The 15,268-nt window shown below is 69.6% G+C and carries 16 protein-coding genes and 1 pseudogene; 8 read left to right on the top strand and 9 right to left on the bottom strand.

What is annotated here, in order from left to right:
• Positions 1 to 61 precede the first annotated feature (61 nt).
• Positions 62 to 1,405: an acetyl-CoA C-acetyltransferase gene (locus tag ACLJQZ_RS08685; RefSeq protein WP_410619510.1), complete on the top strand. Its 1,344-nt coding sequence runs from the start codon at positions 62 to 64 to the stop codon at positions 1,403 to 1,405.
• 49 nt (positions 1,406 to 1,454) lie between these two features.
• Here ACLJQZ_RS08685 and ACLJQZ_RS08680 read toward each other — a convergent pair whose 3' ends face one another.
• Positions 1,455 to 1,994 (bottom strand): DoxX family protein, encoded by a 540-nt coding sequence (locus ACLJQZ_RS08680; RefSeq protein WP_328446932.1) that lies wholly within the window; start codon positions 1,992 to 1,994, stop codon positions 1,455 to 1,457.
• A 177-nt stretch (positions 1,995 to 2,171) separates the two neighbouring features.
• Here ACLJQZ_RS08680 and ACLJQZ_RS08675 point away from each other — a divergent pair, with 177 nt between their 5' ends.
• A complete protein-coding gene (locus ACLJQZ_RS08675; RefSeq protein WP_410619509.1) occupies positions 2,172 to 2,906 on the top strand; it encodes a MerR family transcriptional regulator in 735 nt (244 codons plus the stop codon).
• Positions 2,907 to 2,965: 59 nt separating this feature from the next.
• Here ACLJQZ_RS08675 and ACLJQZ_RS08670 read toward each other — a convergent pair whose 3' ends face one another.
• The gene (locus ACLJQZ_RS08670) at positions 2,966 to 3,457 is read right to left on the bottom strand and encodes a hypothetical protein (protein ID WP_410619508.1); all 492 of its coding nucleotides are present in this window, start codon (positions 3,455 to 3,457) and stop codon (positions 2,966 to 2,968) included.
• 304 nt (positions 3,458 to 3,761) lie between these two features.
• On the opposite strand from ACLJQZ_RS08670, the gene ACLJQZ_RS08665 reads away from it, so the two are divergent.
• The 3 genes from ACLJQZ_RS08665 (at position 3,762) to ACLJQZ_RS08655 (ending at position 6,520) form a co-directional block, all read left to right on the top strand.
• Positions 3,762 to 4,952 (top strand): ATP-binding protein, encoded by a 1,191-nt coding sequence (locus ACLJQZ_RS08665; RefSeq protein ID WP_247059488.1) that lies wholly within the window; start codon positions 3,762 to 3,764, stop codon positions 4,950 to 4,952.
• A 269-nt stretch (positions 4,953 to 5,221) separates the two neighbouring features.
• The gene (locus tag ACLJQZ_RS08660; protein WP_247059489.1) at positions 5,222 to 5,371 is read left to right on the top strand and encodes a hypothetical protein; all 150 of its coding nucleotides are present in this window, start codon (positions 5,222 to 5,224) and stop codon (positions 5,369 to 5,371) included.
• Between the two features lie 222 nt (positions 5,372 to 5,593).
• Positions 5,594 to 6,520 carry a GNAT family N-acetyltransferase gene (locus tag ACLJQZ_RS08655; protein WP_410619507.1) on the top strand — a complete coding sequence of 309 codons (927 nt, stop codon included), beginning with the start codon at positions 5,594 to 5,596 and terminating at the stop codon, positions 6,518 to 6,520.
• On the opposite strand, the pseudogene ACLJQZ_RS08650 reads toward ACLJQZ_RS08655, so the two are convergent.
• Positions 6,517 to 7,104 (bottom strand): annotated as a pseudogene (locus tag ACLJQZ_RS08650) (peroxidase-related enzyme). The gene ACLJQZ_RS08655 and the pseudogene ACLJQZ_RS08650 sit on opposite strands and share 4 nt — an antisense overlap.
• Before the next feature lie 32 nt (positions 7,105 to 7,136).
• Between ACLJQZ_RS08650 and ACLJQZ_RS08645 the strand changes: the two are divergent.
• The gene (locus tag ACLJQZ_RS08645; protein WP_410619506.1) at positions 7,137 to 7,739 is read left to right on the top strand and encodes a hypothetical protein; all 603 of its coding nucleotides are present in this window, start codon (positions 7,137 to 7,139) and stop codon (positions 7,737 to 7,739) included.
• On the opposite strand, the gene mctP is transcribed toward ACLJQZ_RS08645, so the two are convergent.
• Both mctP and ACLJQZ_RS08635 read right to left on the bottom strand, forming a co-directional pair.
• Positions 7,736 to 9,394: a monocarboxylate uptake permease MctP gene (mctP, locus tag ACLJQZ_RS08640; RefSeq protein WP_410619505.1), complete on the bottom strand. Its 1,659-nt coding sequence runs from the start codon at positions 9,392 to 9,394 to the stop codon at positions 7,736 to 7,738. The genes ACLJQZ_RS08645 and mctP overlap by 4 nt on opposite strands.
• On the bottom strand, positions 9,391 to 9,672 hold the full coding sequence (locus ACLJQZ_RS08635) for a DUF3311 domain-containing protein (RefSeq protein WP_326945334.1): 282 nt from the start codon (positions 9,670 to 9,672) through the stop codon (positions 9,391 to 9,393). The genes mctP and ACLJQZ_RS08635 overlap by 4 nt, the downstream gene beginning before the upstream one ends.
• Before the next feature lie 200 nt (positions 9,673 to 9,872).
• Here ACLJQZ_RS08635 and ACLJQZ_RS08630 point away from each other — a divergent pair, with 200 nt between their 5' ends.
• On the top strand, positions 9,873 to 11,492 hold the full coding sequence (locus ACLJQZ_RS08630) for an alpha/beta hydrolase (protein ID WP_328645470.1): 1,620 nt from the start codon (positions 9,873 to 9,875) through the stop codon (positions 11,490 to 11,492).
• Positions 11,493 to 11,606: 114 nt separating this feature from the next.
• Entirely contained in the window at positions 11,607 to 11,879 is a 273-nt protein-coding gene (locus ACLJQZ_RS08625) for a helix-turn-helix domain-containing protein (protein WP_410619504.1), read from the top strand.
• A 27-nt stretch (positions 11,880 to 11,906) separates the two neighbouring features.
• Here the strand turns inward: ACLJQZ_RS08625 and ACLJQZ_RS08620 are convergent, their stop codons facing one another.
• Genes ACLJQZ_RS08620 through ACLJQZ_RS08605 form a run of 4 tightly spaced genes read right to left on the bottom strand, consistent with a single transcriptional unit; the run spans position 11,907 to position 15,267 of the window.
• The gene (locus ACLJQZ_RS08620; RefSeq protein WP_410619503.1) at positions 11,907 to 12,485 is read right to left on the bottom strand and encodes an EndoU domain-containing protein; all 579 of its coding nucleotides are present in this window, start codon (positions 12,483 to 12,485) and stop codon (positions 11,907 to 11,909) included.
• 30 nt (positions 12,486 to 12,515) lie between these two features.
• Positions 12,516 to 13,796 (bottom strand): hypothetical protein, encoded by a 1,281-nt coding sequence (locus tag ACLJQZ_RS08615; RefSeq protein ID WP_410619502.1) that lies wholly within the window; start codon positions 13,794 to 13,796, stop codon positions 12,516 to 12,518.
• Positions 13,790 to 14,395, bottom strand: a complete 606-nt coding sequence (locus ACLJQZ_RS08610; protein WP_247059500.1) for an ATP-binding cassette domain-containing protein — start codon at positions 14,393 to 14,395, stop codon at positions 13,790 to 13,792. The genes ACLJQZ_RS08615 and ACLJQZ_RS08610 overlap by 7 nt, the downstream gene beginning before the upstream one ends.
• Positions 14,392 to 15,267, bottom strand: a complete 876-nt coding sequence (locus ACLJQZ_RS08605; protein ID WP_410619501.1) for a TIGR03621 family F420-dependent LLM class oxidoreductase — start codon at positions 15,265 to 15,267, stop codon at positions 14,392 to 14,394. Before ACLJQZ_RS08605 ends, ACLJQZ_RS08610 begins: the two co-directional genes overlap by 4 nt.
• Position 15,268 lies beyond the last annotated feature (1 nt).

The following is a 15,268-nucleotide window of genomic DNA, read 5'->3' as shown; positions in this document are numbered from 1 at the left end:
GCAGTCTAACCTACTTGCGAGTAGGTTACAGTGTGAGAGAGCCGACCAGAGAGGTGACGTCATGCCGCCGAGGAAAACACCTTCCGTTCGCAAGGTCGCGATCATCGGGGGCAACCGGATCCCCTTCGCGCGGTCGAACGGCCCGTACGCGAAGGCGTCGAACCAGGACATGTTCACCGCCGCGCTCGACGGCCTGGTCAGCCGCTTCTCCCTGCAGGACGAGGTGATCGGCGAGGTCGCGGCCGGCGCCGTGCTCAAGCACTCGAAGGACTTCAACCTGGCCCGCGAAAGCGTGCTCGGCAGCAAGCTCTCGCCCGCGACCCCCGCGTCCGACGTGCAGATGGCGTGCGGCACCGGCCTGCAGGCCATCGTCAACGTCGCGAACAAGATCGCGCTCGGCCAGATCGACTCGGCCATCGCCGGCGGCGTCGACACCACCAGCGACGCGCCCCTGGCCGTGAACGAGGACCTGCGCCAGATCCTCATCCAGCTCAACGCCGCGAAGACGCTCGGCGACCGGCTGAAGCTCGTCGCGAAGATCCGCCCCGGGCACATCGTCCCGGCGATCCCGCGCAACTCCGAGCCGCGCACCGGGCTGTCGATGGGCGAGCACGCGGCGCTGACCGCGAAGATCTGGGAGATCACCCGCGAGGCGCAGGACGAGCTGGCCGCCGCCAGCCACCAGCACCTCGCCGCCGCCTACGACCGCGGGTTCTTCGACGACCTCGTGACGCCGTTCCTCAAGCTGGCACGCGACCAGAACCTGCGCGCCGACTCGACCGCGGAGAAGCTCGCCAAGCTCAAGCCGGCGTTCGGCGGCGCGGGCGGCACGATGACCGCGGGCAACTCGACGCCGCTGACCGACGGCGCGTCGACCGTGCTGCTGGGCACCGAGGAGTGGGCGAAGGCGCACAACCTGCCGGTGCAGGCGTACCTGACGTTCTCGCAGACCGCGGCCGTCGACTACGTGCACGGCGACAAAGGTCGACCAGCGGCGCGAAGCACCTCCGTTGAGGGTGGTGGCGGGGGCATGGATGGACTGCTGATGGCGCCCGCGTACGCCGTGCCGCGGATGCTCGCGCGGGCCGGGCTTTCGCTGCAGGACTTCGACTACTACGAGATCCACGAGGCGTTCGCGTCGCAGGTGCTGGCCACGCTCAAGGCGTGGGAGGACCCGGCGTTCGCCAAGGAGAAGCTGGACCTGGACGAGCCGCTGGGCTCGATCGACCGGGCGAAGCTGAACGTCAACGGCTCGTCGCTGGCGGCCGGGCACCCGTTCGCCGCGACCGGCGGCCGGATCGTCGCGACGCTGGCGAAGCTGCTGCACGAGAAGGGGTCCGGCCGCGGCCTGATCTCCATCTGCGCGGCGGGCGGCCAAGGCGTCACGGCCATCCTGGAGAAGTAAGGCTCGCGAAAGGGGCCGTCCCGGCTGGGACGGCCCCTTTTCGTGTTCGTCAGTTGGGGAGAGCCTTCTCGGCCTTCTTCGCCAGCTTCTTCGCGCGCTTCTCGGCCTTGCGGCCCAGCTTCTCGACGCCGTGACCGGCGTCCTTCGCCGCGCGACGCGCCCGCCAGCCGACCGACGGCTTGCCCGCGGTGTCGGCGACGGCCAGCATCAGCCCGCCAGCCAGGCCGGCGTTCTTCAGGAACTGGATCTGCTGCTTCTTCTTCTCGGCCGGGTCCTGGAACGTCCAGAAGCTGTGCGCCGCCAGCGTCGTCGGGACCAGGCTGCCGAGCAGCAGCGCGGACGCCAGCCGCGGCGCCTTGCCCGTCGCGAACGCGAGGCCCGCGCCGATCTTCACGGCGGCGTCGATCCGGACGAGCGTGGCCGGGTCGCGCGGCACCTGCTCGGGTATGACGCCCTCGAGCTTGTCGAAGGCATCCGTGAGGAACGGCTCGGCGGTCTTCGCGTGCGACTGCGTGTTCCGGAGCACGTTGATCCCGCCGTACACGAATGTCGCAGCGATCAGTGGGCGAGCCACACGACGGAGTATCACGGTCGTTGCCTTCCTGGTCCGGGCTTCTTCCTGGTCAAACCTACAGCTGGAATGCCCGCTCGGCCCGGCGCCGAACCCTCCTAGCGTTGTCTGGGCGAATATCGTGTCGTTCCTAGAGAACACTAGAAAGCGTTAGCGGTTGACCTTGACGCTGCGTCAACTTCTATCGTCGACGTCATGGAGTGGTCGATCCAGGACATCGCCCGCTCGGCCGGGACCACGAGCCGGACGCTGCGCCACTACGGTGCGGTCGGCCTGCTCGAGCCCAGCCGGATCGGCGGCAACGGCTACCGCTACTACGACGAGCAGGCGCTCGTGCGGCTGCAGCGGATCCTCCTGCTGCGCGATCTCGGTCTCGGGCTCCCGGCCATCGCCGAGGTCCTCGACGGGCAACGCGACCGCGCGGCCGCGCTCGAGACCCACCTGGACCTGCTCGAACAGGAGCAGCGGCGGATCGGGCGGCAGATCGCCTCGGTCCGCACGACGCTACGGAAACTGAAGGGAGGTGAACGACTGATGGCAGAAGAAGTGTTCGACGGCTTCGACCACACGCAGTACCAGGAAGAAGTCACCCGGCGCTGGGGCGCTTCGGCGTACGCGACGGGGGACCGGTGGTGGAGTTCCCTGTCGGCCGCGGAGAAGAAGGCCCACCAGCAGGAGCAGGCGGACGTCTCCACGGCGTTCGGCGCGGCCCGCGCGGCCGGGCTTTCCCCGGACTCGGCCGAGGTCCAAGCGATCACGGGCCGGCTGCACGCGTGGCTCCGACCGGCGGTTTCGTCGGTGTCCGCGGACTATTTCGCGGGTCTGGGGCAGCTGTACGTGGACGACCCGCGCTACGGGTTCGAAGGCGCGACGGCGGAGTTCGTCCGCGACGCGATGAAGATCTACGCGGAGCGGAACCTGAGCGACTAGTGCTGCGTCGTAGTGCGCGCTGGGGGTAGAGACGAGCAGGGCTGCAGACCTGTTCGTCTCTATGTACCCACTGGGCGGAGCAGGGTGCGCCGGGTCGCGTCGAGGTGGCTGACCACCTCGTATTCGGCGCGGGTGCCTACTTCCGGTGGTCGCCCCTCGAGGTACGACCAGCCGCCTTCGTACCGGACGAAGTACGAGCGGTCCAAAATGAAGGCTCCGCTGACCTCTGCTGCGAGGATCGCACCGACCGGGTAGCGCGCCTTGCGCGCCAGCCATTCGTCATCGGGCACACGGGGGTCGAACGGTCCTGATCGGAATCGCGGGTCGAGCGGCCACAAGCGGATCTGTTCCGGACTGCGGGTGAGCACCTCGAAGGCGATCTTCGTGCCGACGGGCGGCCAGTCTGCCGCTCGACTCGGCAGACTCAAGACGTCGACGAATCCCGGCGGCTCATGGCTCAAGTCCACGAACAGCCCGATGGCGCCGGGCTGCGGGATGTTCGACACGGTGCCGGTCACCACGGAGCCGACTGCGAAGTCCTCTTCGGTCACCACACCACCGTGCCACAGCAAAGCTTTGTCTCCCGGCTTCCGGCCGTGGTTGTCCACAGGCCGGGCGAGATGTGGACAACTGAGCCGAAATCTCGCTGGTGGAGCCGGTTCGTCGGTGGGCGCCGATACGCTGGACGCGGGGCAGCCCCCCAGGGATGGGTGGGGGCCGCCGGTAGGTCGAGGCAGCGAGATGGACGGCGCTGCTGATTGATCGTTCGGCCATCCGGTCGAACTCCGGCGACACGCGCTAGCTGTCTATGGCCGAATATCGGGCTCGCGCTAGATACGTCGATAGCTTGGCAGAGTGGACCCCATCCGCAACCCCTTCGCGCCGGGCGCCGGGCAACGGCCTCCCGAGCTGGCCGGGCGTGAGCGTGAGCTCAAGGCCTTCGAAGTGGTGCTGGAGCGCGTGGCGCGGGGGCGACCTGAACGCAGTCTGGTGCTGACCGGGCTGCGCGGGGTGGGGAAGACCGTGCTGCTCGGTGAGCTGCGGGCGATGGCCGTGCGGCACAAGTGGGGTGCCGGGAAGATCGAGGCGCGGCCGGACGCCGAACTGCGGCGGCCGCTCTCCGCCGCGCTGCACCGGGCCATCCGGGATCTCGCCGTGCGGCATCGGGCGCCGGATCGGGTCGAAGAGGTGCTCGGAGTGCTCAAGGCGTTCGCGCTGCGGGCCAACAAGGCCGACGCGAAGCTGCGTGACCGGTGGCAGCCGGGCATCGACGTGCCTGCCGCGCAGGGGCGGGCCGACTCCGGGGACATCGAGATCGACCTCGTGGAGCTGTTCACCGACGTCGCCGAGCTGGCCGCGGACGTCGGCACCGGCGTCGCGCTGCTCATCGACGAGATCCAGGACCTGCAGCCCGACGACGTCTCCGCGCTCTGCGCCGCCTGTCACGAGCTCTCGCAGTCCGGGGCGCCGCTCGTCGTCGTCGGCGCCGGGCTGCCGCACGTGCCCGCCGTGCTCTCGGCGTCCAAGTCGTACTCCGAGCGGCTCTTCCGCTACGCGCGCATCGACCGGCTCGACCGCGCGGACGCCGACTTCGCCGTGATGGCGCCGATCGAGCGCGAGGACGCCAGCATCGAGCCGGAGGCGCTCGACGCGCTCTTCGACGCGTCCGGCGGCTACCCGTACTTCATCCAGGCCTACGGCAAGGCGGCCTGGGACGCGGCGCCGGCCGACCCGATCACGCTCAAGGACGTCCAGGTCGCCGCGCCGGAGGCGGAGTCCGAGCTGGCCGTCGGGTTCTTCGGCTCGCGCTACGAGCGCGCGACGCCGGCCGAGCGCGAGTACCTGCTCGCGATGGCCGAGCTGACCCAGGGCCGCGACGAGGCCGCCGGCACCGCCGACGTCGCCGTCTTCCTGGGGCGGAAGCCGTCGTCGCTGTCGCCGGCGCGCGACAGCTTGATGAAGAAGGGCCTCGTGTTCTCCGCCGAGCGGGGACAGATCGCCTTCACCGTCCCGCACTTCGGGCACTACCTGCTCAGCCGCGACTGACGCGCCCGACGCTCCTGACCTGGCCGTATCGCGGTCTATGAGCGTCGCTAGCCAAGTATTGGCGAACCGCTAGAGAGTCGTAGACAACGACAGAGGGGTTGCCTCGTCGTGACCGCCGACACCATGATCTCTTCGGCTTTTTCCCAAATTTGCCGATGATTCATCGGCGAGTGCGCCACATCACCGGACATTCGTTGGATTCCTTGTGAAAAAAGGTGCATACTAGAGCTACAAGCCACCGAGACCCTCCGAAGGGGATGCAGAAACCGATGAACAACATCGCCGCCAAGCTCCGAGCCCGTCGCGCCGAGGTTCGCACTCGCCGGGCGCTGGACCGGGCGATCGACACCGCTGCCACCGCGACGGTTCGTCAGGAACTCATCGCGATCGCGCAGGCCCGCTCGGGCTACATGCGCTGACCAACTCACCAGTGGCGGTCGCCCATTCGAGTGACCTAGCCCACAAACTGGTGAAGGTGTAACGCCGCGCAAATCCGCGTCGATACCCCCTACGACCCCGTGATGCTGGCGGACCCCCGACCTGGCAGCATCACGGGGTTTCCCATTTCCCCGAAACCTTCTTGCCTGCGCCGCCTCATGGCGTAATCTTTGACTCCGTCAACGACTTTGTTGAGTTGGTCAATGAACGACACTGAGCTGGCCGGACGGGTCGCCGCGGTCCGCGCCTTCAACCGGCTGTACACCGGAGTCATCGGCGTGCTGGACGAAGGCCCGGCCGACGCCGAGTACTCCCTCCCCGAAGCCCGGGTGCTCTTCGAGCTGACCCAGCGCGACCCGCTGGCCGTCACCGACCTGCGGAAACGCCTCGACCTCGACGCCGGGTACGCCAGCAGGCTGCTCGCCCGCCTCGAGGGCCGCGGTCTGATCACCCGCGAACGGTCCGACGAGGACGCCCGCCGCCAGCTCGTCCGGCCGACCGCCGCCGGCCGGGACGCCTTCGCGCTGCTCAACCGCCGGTCCACCGAACAGATCGGTGGCCTGCTCCGGCGCTTCGCCGACGAAGACCAGCAGCGCATGCTGGCCGCGATGCGCACGATCGGCGACGTCGTCGGCGAGCGCCCGCACGACCCGGCGCTCGTCCTCCGCCCGCCACGACCGGGCGACCTCGGCTGGGTGGTGCAGCGGCACGGCGCGCTGTACGCCCGCGAGTACGGCTTCGACAACCGGTTCGAGGGGCTGGTCGCCCGCATCGTCGCGGACTTCACCGTCCACGCCGACGCGCGCCAGGCGTTCTGGATCGCGGAGCTCGACGGCGAGCGCGTCGGCAGCATCGGCTGTGCCCGCGGATCCGACGCGGACATCGCGAAGCTGCGGCTCCTGCTGCTGGAGCCGTCGGCCCGGGGTCGCGGCGTGGGCAAGCGGCTGGTGACCGAGTGCGTCGAGTTCGGCAGGGCCCACGGCTACCGCGCGATGGAGCTGTCGACGGTGTCCATTCTCGACGCCGCCCGGGCGCTCTACCGCGCGGCCGGGTTCGAACTCGTCGAAGAAACGGCCTTCGACGGCTGGGGTCCGAAGCTGACCGAGGAGATCTGGCGCCTGGCGTTCTAACGCGGGACGCGGCCGAGCAAGTAGAACTCCGGGTTCGGCCGCAACGCCGTCAGGTGCGCTAGCCGGTTCGACATCGCGAACAACGCCGTGATCGCGCCGACGTCAACGGGAGGTTAGGCTGCCTCGTCGTCGGTCAGCCCCGCGTTGCGCGCGGCTTCGAGGTCGCCCTCGCCGAACAGCGCCGAGTCCTGGGCCAGCGCGAGCGCCAGGTCGACGATCGCGCGGCCGCGTTCGTCCAGCTCCACCTGCCACGGGTTGCTCGACACGCGGTCGGCGAGCTCCGGGTCCTTGGCGCGGATGCGCAGGATCGCGCCGTGCGCGACGACGCAGTAGGTGCAGTGGTTGGCGCCCGAGGTCGCGACGACGACCAGTTCGCGCTCGGCCTTGCTGAGTCCGTCGGAGCGTTCCATCAGTGCGTCGTGGTAGTCGAGGAACGCCCGCAGCTCGGCCGGCCGGTGGCCGAGCGCGCGGAAGATGTTCGGCGTGAACCCGGACTTCTCCGCGATCACGCCGACGCGCTCGCGCAGGTCGTCGGGCAGGTCTTCGAGTTCCGTCACCGGGAACCGGCTCACCGCGTCGCTCATACTCCCCACGCTAGTCATGGTTGGGTGTCACCGTGACGGACTACGTCGACGGGTACTGCGAACGGGTCGCGCCCGGGCTCTGGGGAGAACCCTTCAACAGTCTCGGCAATCTCGCGTTCCTCCTCGCCGCCGTGCTCGTGTGGCGGCTGGCCGCGGGGGACCGCGCCGGGCGGCTGCTGGCCGGGCTGATCGGACTCGTTTTCGCGGCCAGCACGGCGTTTCACCTGCTCGCGACGCGCTGGGCCGGCGTCGCGGATTCGGTGAGCATCCTCGTGTTCGTGCTGGTGTACGTCGTCCTCTTCGCGCGAGTCTTCTACAACTGGCGCCTGGCTTGGCTCGCCGCACCCGCGTTCCTCGTGCTCACCGTGGTGACGGCGCTGCTCGGGGGCGGGCTCTACCTCTCCGCGCTCATCGCGTTCGGCGTCGTCGTCGCGCTTCTCGCCTACTCGCGCGACGCCTCCTGGACGCACTTCGCTGTGCCGGGCGCGATTTTCGCGCTGTCACTGAGCTTGCGCACGCTCGACCGGGACGTCTGCGACTACGTCCCGGCCGGCACGCACTTCCTCTGGCACCTGCTCAACGGCGTGGTGCTCTACCTCGTTTCCCGCACGGTGATCCTGAGACGCACCGTTTAGTGGGCCGCGCCGATCGGGCGCAGGTTCTTGTCGTTCTCGTCGGCCAGGTAGTCCGCGGGGTTGGTGTCGTCGGTGCCGTTGAACACCTTCATCTGCCGCGCGATCACCGTGACGATCGCGGCGACCACCAGGTTGGCGATCAACGCGACGAAGCCGACGTAGATCTGCACCAGCGAACCCGAGAACGGGTGCCAGCCGAAGATCGACAGGTTGCCGAGCGACAGCGCCGAACCGCCGAAGTGGAGCTTGCCGTTGGCCGGGTTGGGGATGCCGTACAGCATGATCAGGCCCCAGCCGATGCCGACGACCCAGCCCGCGATCAGGCCCCAGCGGTGGAACCAGCGCGTGTACAGCGCGAGCGCGACCGCCGGCAGCGTCTGCAGGATCAGCACGCCGCCGATGAGCTGCAGGTCGATCGAGAACTGCGGGTCGATCAGGATGATCACCGCGACCGCACCCAGCTTCACGACCAGCGAAGCGAGCTTCGCCTGCTTCGCTTCTTCCTGCGGGGTCGCGTTCTTGCGGATGTACTCCTTGTAGATGTTGCGCGTCCACAGGTTCGCCGCGGCGATCGACATGATCGCGGCCGGCACCAGCGCGCCGATGCCGATCGCGGCGAACGCGATGCCGGCGAACCACGACGAGAACTGGTTGTCGAACAGCACCGGGACGATCGTGTTGCCATCCGGCTTGCCGGTCGCCGCGTTCGTCAGCGGCTTGACGCCCGCCGTGATCGCGACGTACCCGAGCAGCGCCAGCAGACCCAGCACCAGCGAGTACGCCGGCAGCGCGACCATGTTCTTCTTGATGACGCTGCGGCCGCGCGAGGCCAGCACACTGGTCAGCGAGTGCGGGTAGAGGAACAGCGCGAGCGCCGAACCCAGGGCCAGCGTCGCGTACTGCAGCTGGTTGTTCGCGTTCAGCAGGATCGACCCGGCCGGCTTGCCGGTGGCCGGGTTCGGCGTGCCGAGCTTCGCCGCCGCCGTGTCGAAGATGTGCGACCAGCCGCCCAGCTTCGAGGGCAGGTAGATGATCGCCACGAGGATGACGATGTAGATCAGGATGTCCTTGACGAACGCGATCAGCGCGGGCGCCCGCAGGCCGGACTGGTAGGTGTAGACCGCCAGGATGATGAAGGCGATCAGCAGCGGCAGGTGCCCGACGATGCCGGAGCCGTTGATGCCCATCGTCCGCAGCACGGCTTCGAGGCCGACCAGCTGCAGCGCGATGTACGGCATGGTCGCGACGATGCCGGTGATGGCGATCAGCAGCGCGAGGATCGGCGAGCCGAAGCGGCCGCGCACGAAGTCGGCCGGGGTGACGTAGCCGCGGACCCGCGACACCGACCACATCCGCAGGGCCGGGAGCAGGACGATCGGGTAGACGACGATCGTGTACGGCAGCGCGTAGAGGCCGAGCGCGCCGGCGCTGAACACCAGCGCGGGCACCGCGACGAACGTGTACGCCGTGTAGAGGTCGCCGCCGAGCAGGAACCAGGTGACCCACGAGCCGAACTTGCGGCCGCCGAGGCCCCATTCGTCCAGGTGGTCCAGCCCGCCGCCACGCTGCCAGCGCGCGGCCAGGAACCCGAGCACGGTGACCAGCAGGAACAGGACCGTGAAGATGATCAGTTCCGGCCACTGCAGGTTGCTCATCGAGCGTCCCCCTCGTCCAGGTCGTCGACGCTCAGCTTGTCCGGGGCGTCACCGGCCGGCTTCTCCCGCGTCATCAGGTAGACGATCCACGTGCTGAGGACGCCGACCACGACGAAGAGGAACTGGAACCAGTAGAAGAACGGCATCCCGAACAGCCGCGGACCGTCCATGTTGAACAGTGGCGTGACCAGGACCAGCAGCGGGACGATCAAGAGCAGGTACCACGGGTTGAAGGGCTTCCCGCGCACCTTCCCGTCGTCGTGCTTCACAGTCGACATCGGACCTCACCTAACACTCCCGTAACCGACCGCCTGACCTTAGAACCTGGCTGACGGGACGTCACGTCTGTCCGATATCGATTTGATCGCCGCGTACCGCGTTGCCGGCCAACACCCCGACCAACGTCGGTTGCTCCGTCGTTACCCGCCCTATATCAATAGCGCGACTCCACTTGAAGAAAATCCAAAGGGGCAACCGTATGACACGACTCCGCTACGCGGTGGTGATCCCGGCGATCGCCGGCACCCTGCTGGCCGGGTTCACGCCTGCGTTCGCAGGTCAGGAGGCCGCGGCGGCCAAGCTGCCGCGGAACTCCACGAACATCCCGGTGCAGTACGCGAACCAGAAGCTGGACTGGCACAAGTGCGCCGTCCCCTCCGAGCTGCCGACGGCCCCGCCCGCGGGCGCCGAGGATATGGAGTGCGCGACCTACAAGACGCCGCGCAACTGGTACCAGGCGAACGCCCAGATCGACCTGACCATCGCCGTCAGCCGCCTGAAGGCGACCGGCGACGCGACGGCCAGCGTCGTCACCAACCCCGGCGGCCCCGGCGCGCCCGGCCGGAACTTCCCGGCGCGGCTGCGCAACCAGCCGAAGCTGCGGGAGCACCAGGAGATCGTCGGGTTCGACCCGCGCGGCACCGGCAAGAGCACGAACATCACGTGCGGCGGCGCCATCGGCACCGGCTCGGACCTGGACCCGCGTGACCGCGACCGCGCGAACCTTAACCTGATCCTGCAGGCGACGAAGTACGCCGCGCAGTCGTGCCAGGTGAAGTCCGGCGAGCTCGGCCCGCTGATCAACACCGACCAGACGGTCAAGGACATCGACCTGCTGCGCGTGCTGCTCGGCCGCGACAAGATCAACTGGGTCGGCTACTCCGCGGGCACCTGGATGGGCGCGCACTACGCCCAGGCCTACCCCGCGCGCACCGGCCGGTTCGTGCTCGACTCCTCGACGGAGTTCACGACGACCTGGCAGAAGTCGTTCGACTGGCAGCCGCTCGGCTTCGAGCGCCGCTTCCGGTCCGACTTCCTCCCGTGGGTGGCGAAGTACGACAAGCTCTACCACTTCGGCACCACCGGCGAGGCGGCCCGCCAGACCTACGAGCAGGTCCGCTACGCCCTGACCCAGGGCGCGGTCACCCTGCCCGACGGTTCGAGCGTGTCGGCCAACGGCCTGGACGCCTTCATCGCGTCGCAGATCTACTCGAAGCGCGCCTTCCCGGCGCTGGCCGACTACCTGGTCAGCGTCCGCACGCTGACCCAGGGCGGTGCGTCGGTGCAGGCCAAGGCCGCCGCCGCGCAGAAGGTCAAGGCCGGCGACACGAGCACCACCACCTTCGGCCCGCAGCCGCTGATGGTGCCGAGCGACGGCGACTCGTACGACGCCAGCTTCTGGAGCATCCCCTGCAACGAGGGTCCGTGGACCGGCACGACGAACAGTGCCATCAAGGACTCGCAGAAGCTGATCGACAAGCAGCAGCCGCTGCTGGGCGCCGGCTGGTTCATCCAGCCGTGCCTGTTCTGGAAGAAGACCCCGGCGCCGCTGCCCGTGCTGGACGGCAAGGGTGTCCCGCCGGTGCTGATCGTCGAGTCGGAGCACGACCCGGCGACGCCGATCGAGGGCGCGCGCCGCGCGCACAAGGCGTTCGCGGGTTCGCGGATGCTGACGATCACCGGCGAGGGTGACCACGGGATCTACGCCGGCGGCAACGCGGGTGTGGACAAGGTCGTGGAGGCCTACCTGGTCGACGGCGTCGTGCCGAACGACCAGAGCCTGCCCGGTGTGGCACTTCCGGTGCCTCCGGGCGCCTGACGCCACCAGGTGTTGTGGAAGCCCCGCCGAACTCCGGTTCGGCGGGGCTTTTCCACACCTGTGCACAGAGTTGTCCACAGGCAGTGGATAACTACTGGTATTAGAATTGGTTTCATGGTGCGAGTACCGCTGACGGAGGAAGAGCGCGAGCGAGGCGAACGCCTCGGTCAGGCGCTGCGGACGGCGCGGGCCGGCCGGAGCACGGTCGACGTCGCGAGGGAAGCCGGGATCTCGGTCGAGACGCTCCGCAAGATCGAGACCGGCCGCATCCCGACACCGGCGTTCTTCACGGTCACGGCCATCGCGGACGCCGTCGGCCTGCCGCTGGACGAGCTGCGCGCAACCGTCGCGCCGGCCGCGTCACCACCGCTTTCGCAGGCCAGCTAGGTGCAGCAGCTGGCCCTCGGGCGTTGCCTAGCCTTGGCGTAGCTGCGTCAGGATGTGGTCGCGGTCGTTGAGGAACGCGCAGCCCGCCACCGGCAGGTCGTAGCTGTTCAGCAGCTTCTCGAAGTCCGACAGCTCGTCGGCCGAGAGCTTCAGGTCGACCTTCGCCGCGTGCGCGGCCAGGACGTCCGCCAGCTCCTCCCACTCGCCTGACCACAGCAGCGTGCGGTAGTGCGTGAAGTCCTCGGGGGAGAGCCGGTCGCCGAGCATCGTGAGGACGCTGTCGGCGAAGAAGCTGATCCGGTTCTCCTTGAGGTCGGCGACCGTCGGGTTCGCCGGGTCGCGGGCCGCGTCCGGGTTGCGGATCACGCCGGGGCCCGCCACCGGGTAGGCCGTGTGCACGTACCCGTTCTCCTCGACCAGCACGACGATGTGCACGTTGAACCGCTCGCCGGCACACCGCCAACGGCCGTTCCGCTGCTGCCGCCGGGCCTCGCTCGGATCGTTCGCGACGTCCTTCACCACCGAGATGATGTGCTCGTCGTTCCAGCCCGGCGGGAACTCGCTGGTCGCCCGGCGCCCCACCCCCGACGCGTGTCCGCCACCCATGACTGCTCCATTCGTCGCATCGAGGGTAGGTCAGATGGCCGCGGAAAGCAGCACGATCCCGATAACCTGCAGGTCGAGTCCGCGGAAGAGCTGGCGCACGAGGTTCGCGGGCATCGGGCCCATCGGGGTGTCCACGAACGCCGGGTTGCCGTAGTCGACGGCCTTGCGGGTGACCGTGCGCAGGATCGAGAGCACCGACAGCGGCACCGCGAGCCACGCCGGCCCGGCGAACGACGTCCCGGCTGCCAGCGTGACGCCGTACAACACCACCGCCCAGAGGAGGCCGACGCCGGCGAGCACCAGGCCGTTCGCCAGCACCAGGTCGCGGTTCGGGGAGCCCAGCCAGCGACGGCGCCCCGGGTTGCGCCACAGCTCGCCGAGCCCGGCGCTGAACGGCGTCAACGCGAGGTACGCGCCGAGGCCGACGAGGACCGGGCCCGGCAGCGTCGGCAGTGCGATGTGCGCGACCACGATCGCGAACCCGACCAGCACGGCCGCGCCCGCGTACTTGGTCCGGCCGACGGTTTCCGCCACGGCCAGCCGCAGCGGCGTCGGCCGGCGCACGGGGATCCGCCCGACCGGCGCCGACGGCGGGAGCAGCATCATCGGGTCGAGGAAGGTGACGGCGACCGAGCGCAGCACCCGGCCCTCCCAGCCGGCGAGCAGCGCCGACCGGCCCGCGCGCGTCACCGGCTCGCCGCCGAACGCCAGCGGCAGGGCCGCGACGACCACGCCGGCCGCGACGAGCTCCACCGTGGCGGCGCCGAGGTGGAACGCGGCGATCGCCAGCCCGAGCACCGCCAGCACCAGCGGGCCGGCCGCGTCGAACCACAACGCCGTCCGCCGCGCCGTCACGTACGCGAGCACGGCGGTCGCCGCGACGACGGCGATCCCCGCGCGCCACTCGTCGAGCCCGCCACCGCCGACCGCGAGCAGCAGCGCGGCCAGGTAGCCGGTCACCGCCACGACGCCGGTCCACGCGCCGAGCAGCCGCAGCGCGACGACGCGGCCGCGGTCGACCGGCGCGAAGTCCAGCCAGGTCAGTTCGGCCGGCTCGACCCAGGCGAACCCGCGGCGCAGCAGGCCGCGCCAGCCGACCGCGCAGCACAGCGTCAGCAGGCCGAGGACGGCCGGGAAGTCCACTCGCGACGCCCCGTAGACCGCCGGGCGCCAGCCGTCGACGTGGAAGAACGCCGTGAAGAGGAACCCGAAGCCGAACAGGAAGACGAACGACGCCGTGTCGCCGCTGAAGATCCCGCCGAAGCGCTTGCGGCCCGGGATCTTCATCCGCCGCGGCGCGACGGTCACCACAGTTCGAGCACGCTGTCCGCGGCCTCCAGCAGCGGCGGGTGGTGGGTGGCCACCACGACCGCCGCGCCGGCCGCCGTCGACCGGGCGATCACCTCGACCAGCCACTCCTTGCCCGCGGTGTCCAGCGCGCGCTCCGGCTCGTCGAGCAGCAGGACGCGGTGCGGCCGCGCGGTGACGCCGAGCAGCAGCAACCGCCGGCGCTGGCCGGCGGAGAAGTGCCCGGACGTGACGTGCATGCGTTCACCGAGGCCGGCGTCGCGCAGCAGGTCCTGGTGGTCGCCGAGGTCGGCGCCGAACGTGCCGGAAAGCAGGTCGAGGTGCTGCAACGGGGTCAGCTCGGCGAAGAAGTCGGAGTCGTCGAACAGCACCGAAACCTTCCGCCGGAACTCGACGTCCCGCTCGTCGGGCAGCTTGCCGTCCACCAGCACGCGGCCCCGCTGCGGCCGCTGCATGCCGTAGAAGCAGCGCATCAACGTCGACTTGCCGACACCGTTCGGCCCGACGATCGCGGCGACCTCCCCGGCGTCGACGCTGAAGTCGAGGTCGTCGAACAGCCAGATGTCGCCGGCGCGGACGCCGATCCCCTTCGCGTCGATCATCGGAGCGCTTCGAGTACCGGGGCGAACTGGGCCATGTCGTGCTCCAGGACGGTGAAGTAGGTCAGCCCGAACCGCTCGCGGTGCGCGTGGAGCTGCTCGGCGACCTCGGCGGGGGAGCCGACCAGCGCGGTCGGGACCTCGGCGAGCTGGTCGACGCTCAGCACGCCGTGCGTCAGCTTCGCGAGGTCCTCGAGCGCGCCCGCGCGGTCTTCGGTGATCTTCACGAAGTGGCAGAGCAGGTTGAACTCCGCGCTCCGGTCACCGAGCTTCGACCGGACGAACTCGACGCGCTCCCCGATGTCCTCGGCGCTCGCCGGGATCAGCGCGCCGCCGTCCGGCGACTTGGCCGTGCCGGTGAAGCCGATGATGTCGGCGTGCTCGGCGGCCAGCGTCAGGATCCGGTCGCCGCGGCCGCCGAGCAGCAGCGGCGGTCCTTCCGGCCGCGCCGGCGCGGGCCGGTGCTCCGGGTCGGCGTAGGACCGCTTGAGCTCGAGGATCGTGCGTTCGAGGTGGTCGACGCGCTCGCGGGCGGACGGGAACGGCAGCCCGGCGGCCTCGAACTCCTTCTCGACGTACCCCGCGCCGAGCCCCAGCTCGAGCCGGCCGTCGGTGAACCGGTCGGTGCCCGTGACGTCGCGGGCGAGCAGCACCGGGTTGTAGAAGGGCGTGTTGAGCACGTAGGTGTTGAGCTTGACGCGCGAAGTGACCTCGCCGGCGAGCACGAGCGCCGGGAACGGCGGCGCCATCCCGAGGTGGTCGGCCGCGGACACGACGTCGAAGCCGAAGTCCTCGGCCTGGCGGCACTTCCCGACCCACGCCGCGCGGCCTTCCGGCACGACCATGTTCACGCCGAAGCGGAAGTCCCCAGTCATA

The organism is Amycolatopsis sp. cmx-8-4 (assembly GCF_046548675.1).
GTDB lineage: Bacteria > Actinomycetota > Actinomycetes > Mycobacteriales > Pseudonocardiaceae > Amycolatopsis.
The sequence above is the reverse complement of the archived record's forward strand: the minus strand, read 5'-3'. Positions and strand labels throughout refer to the sequence as shown.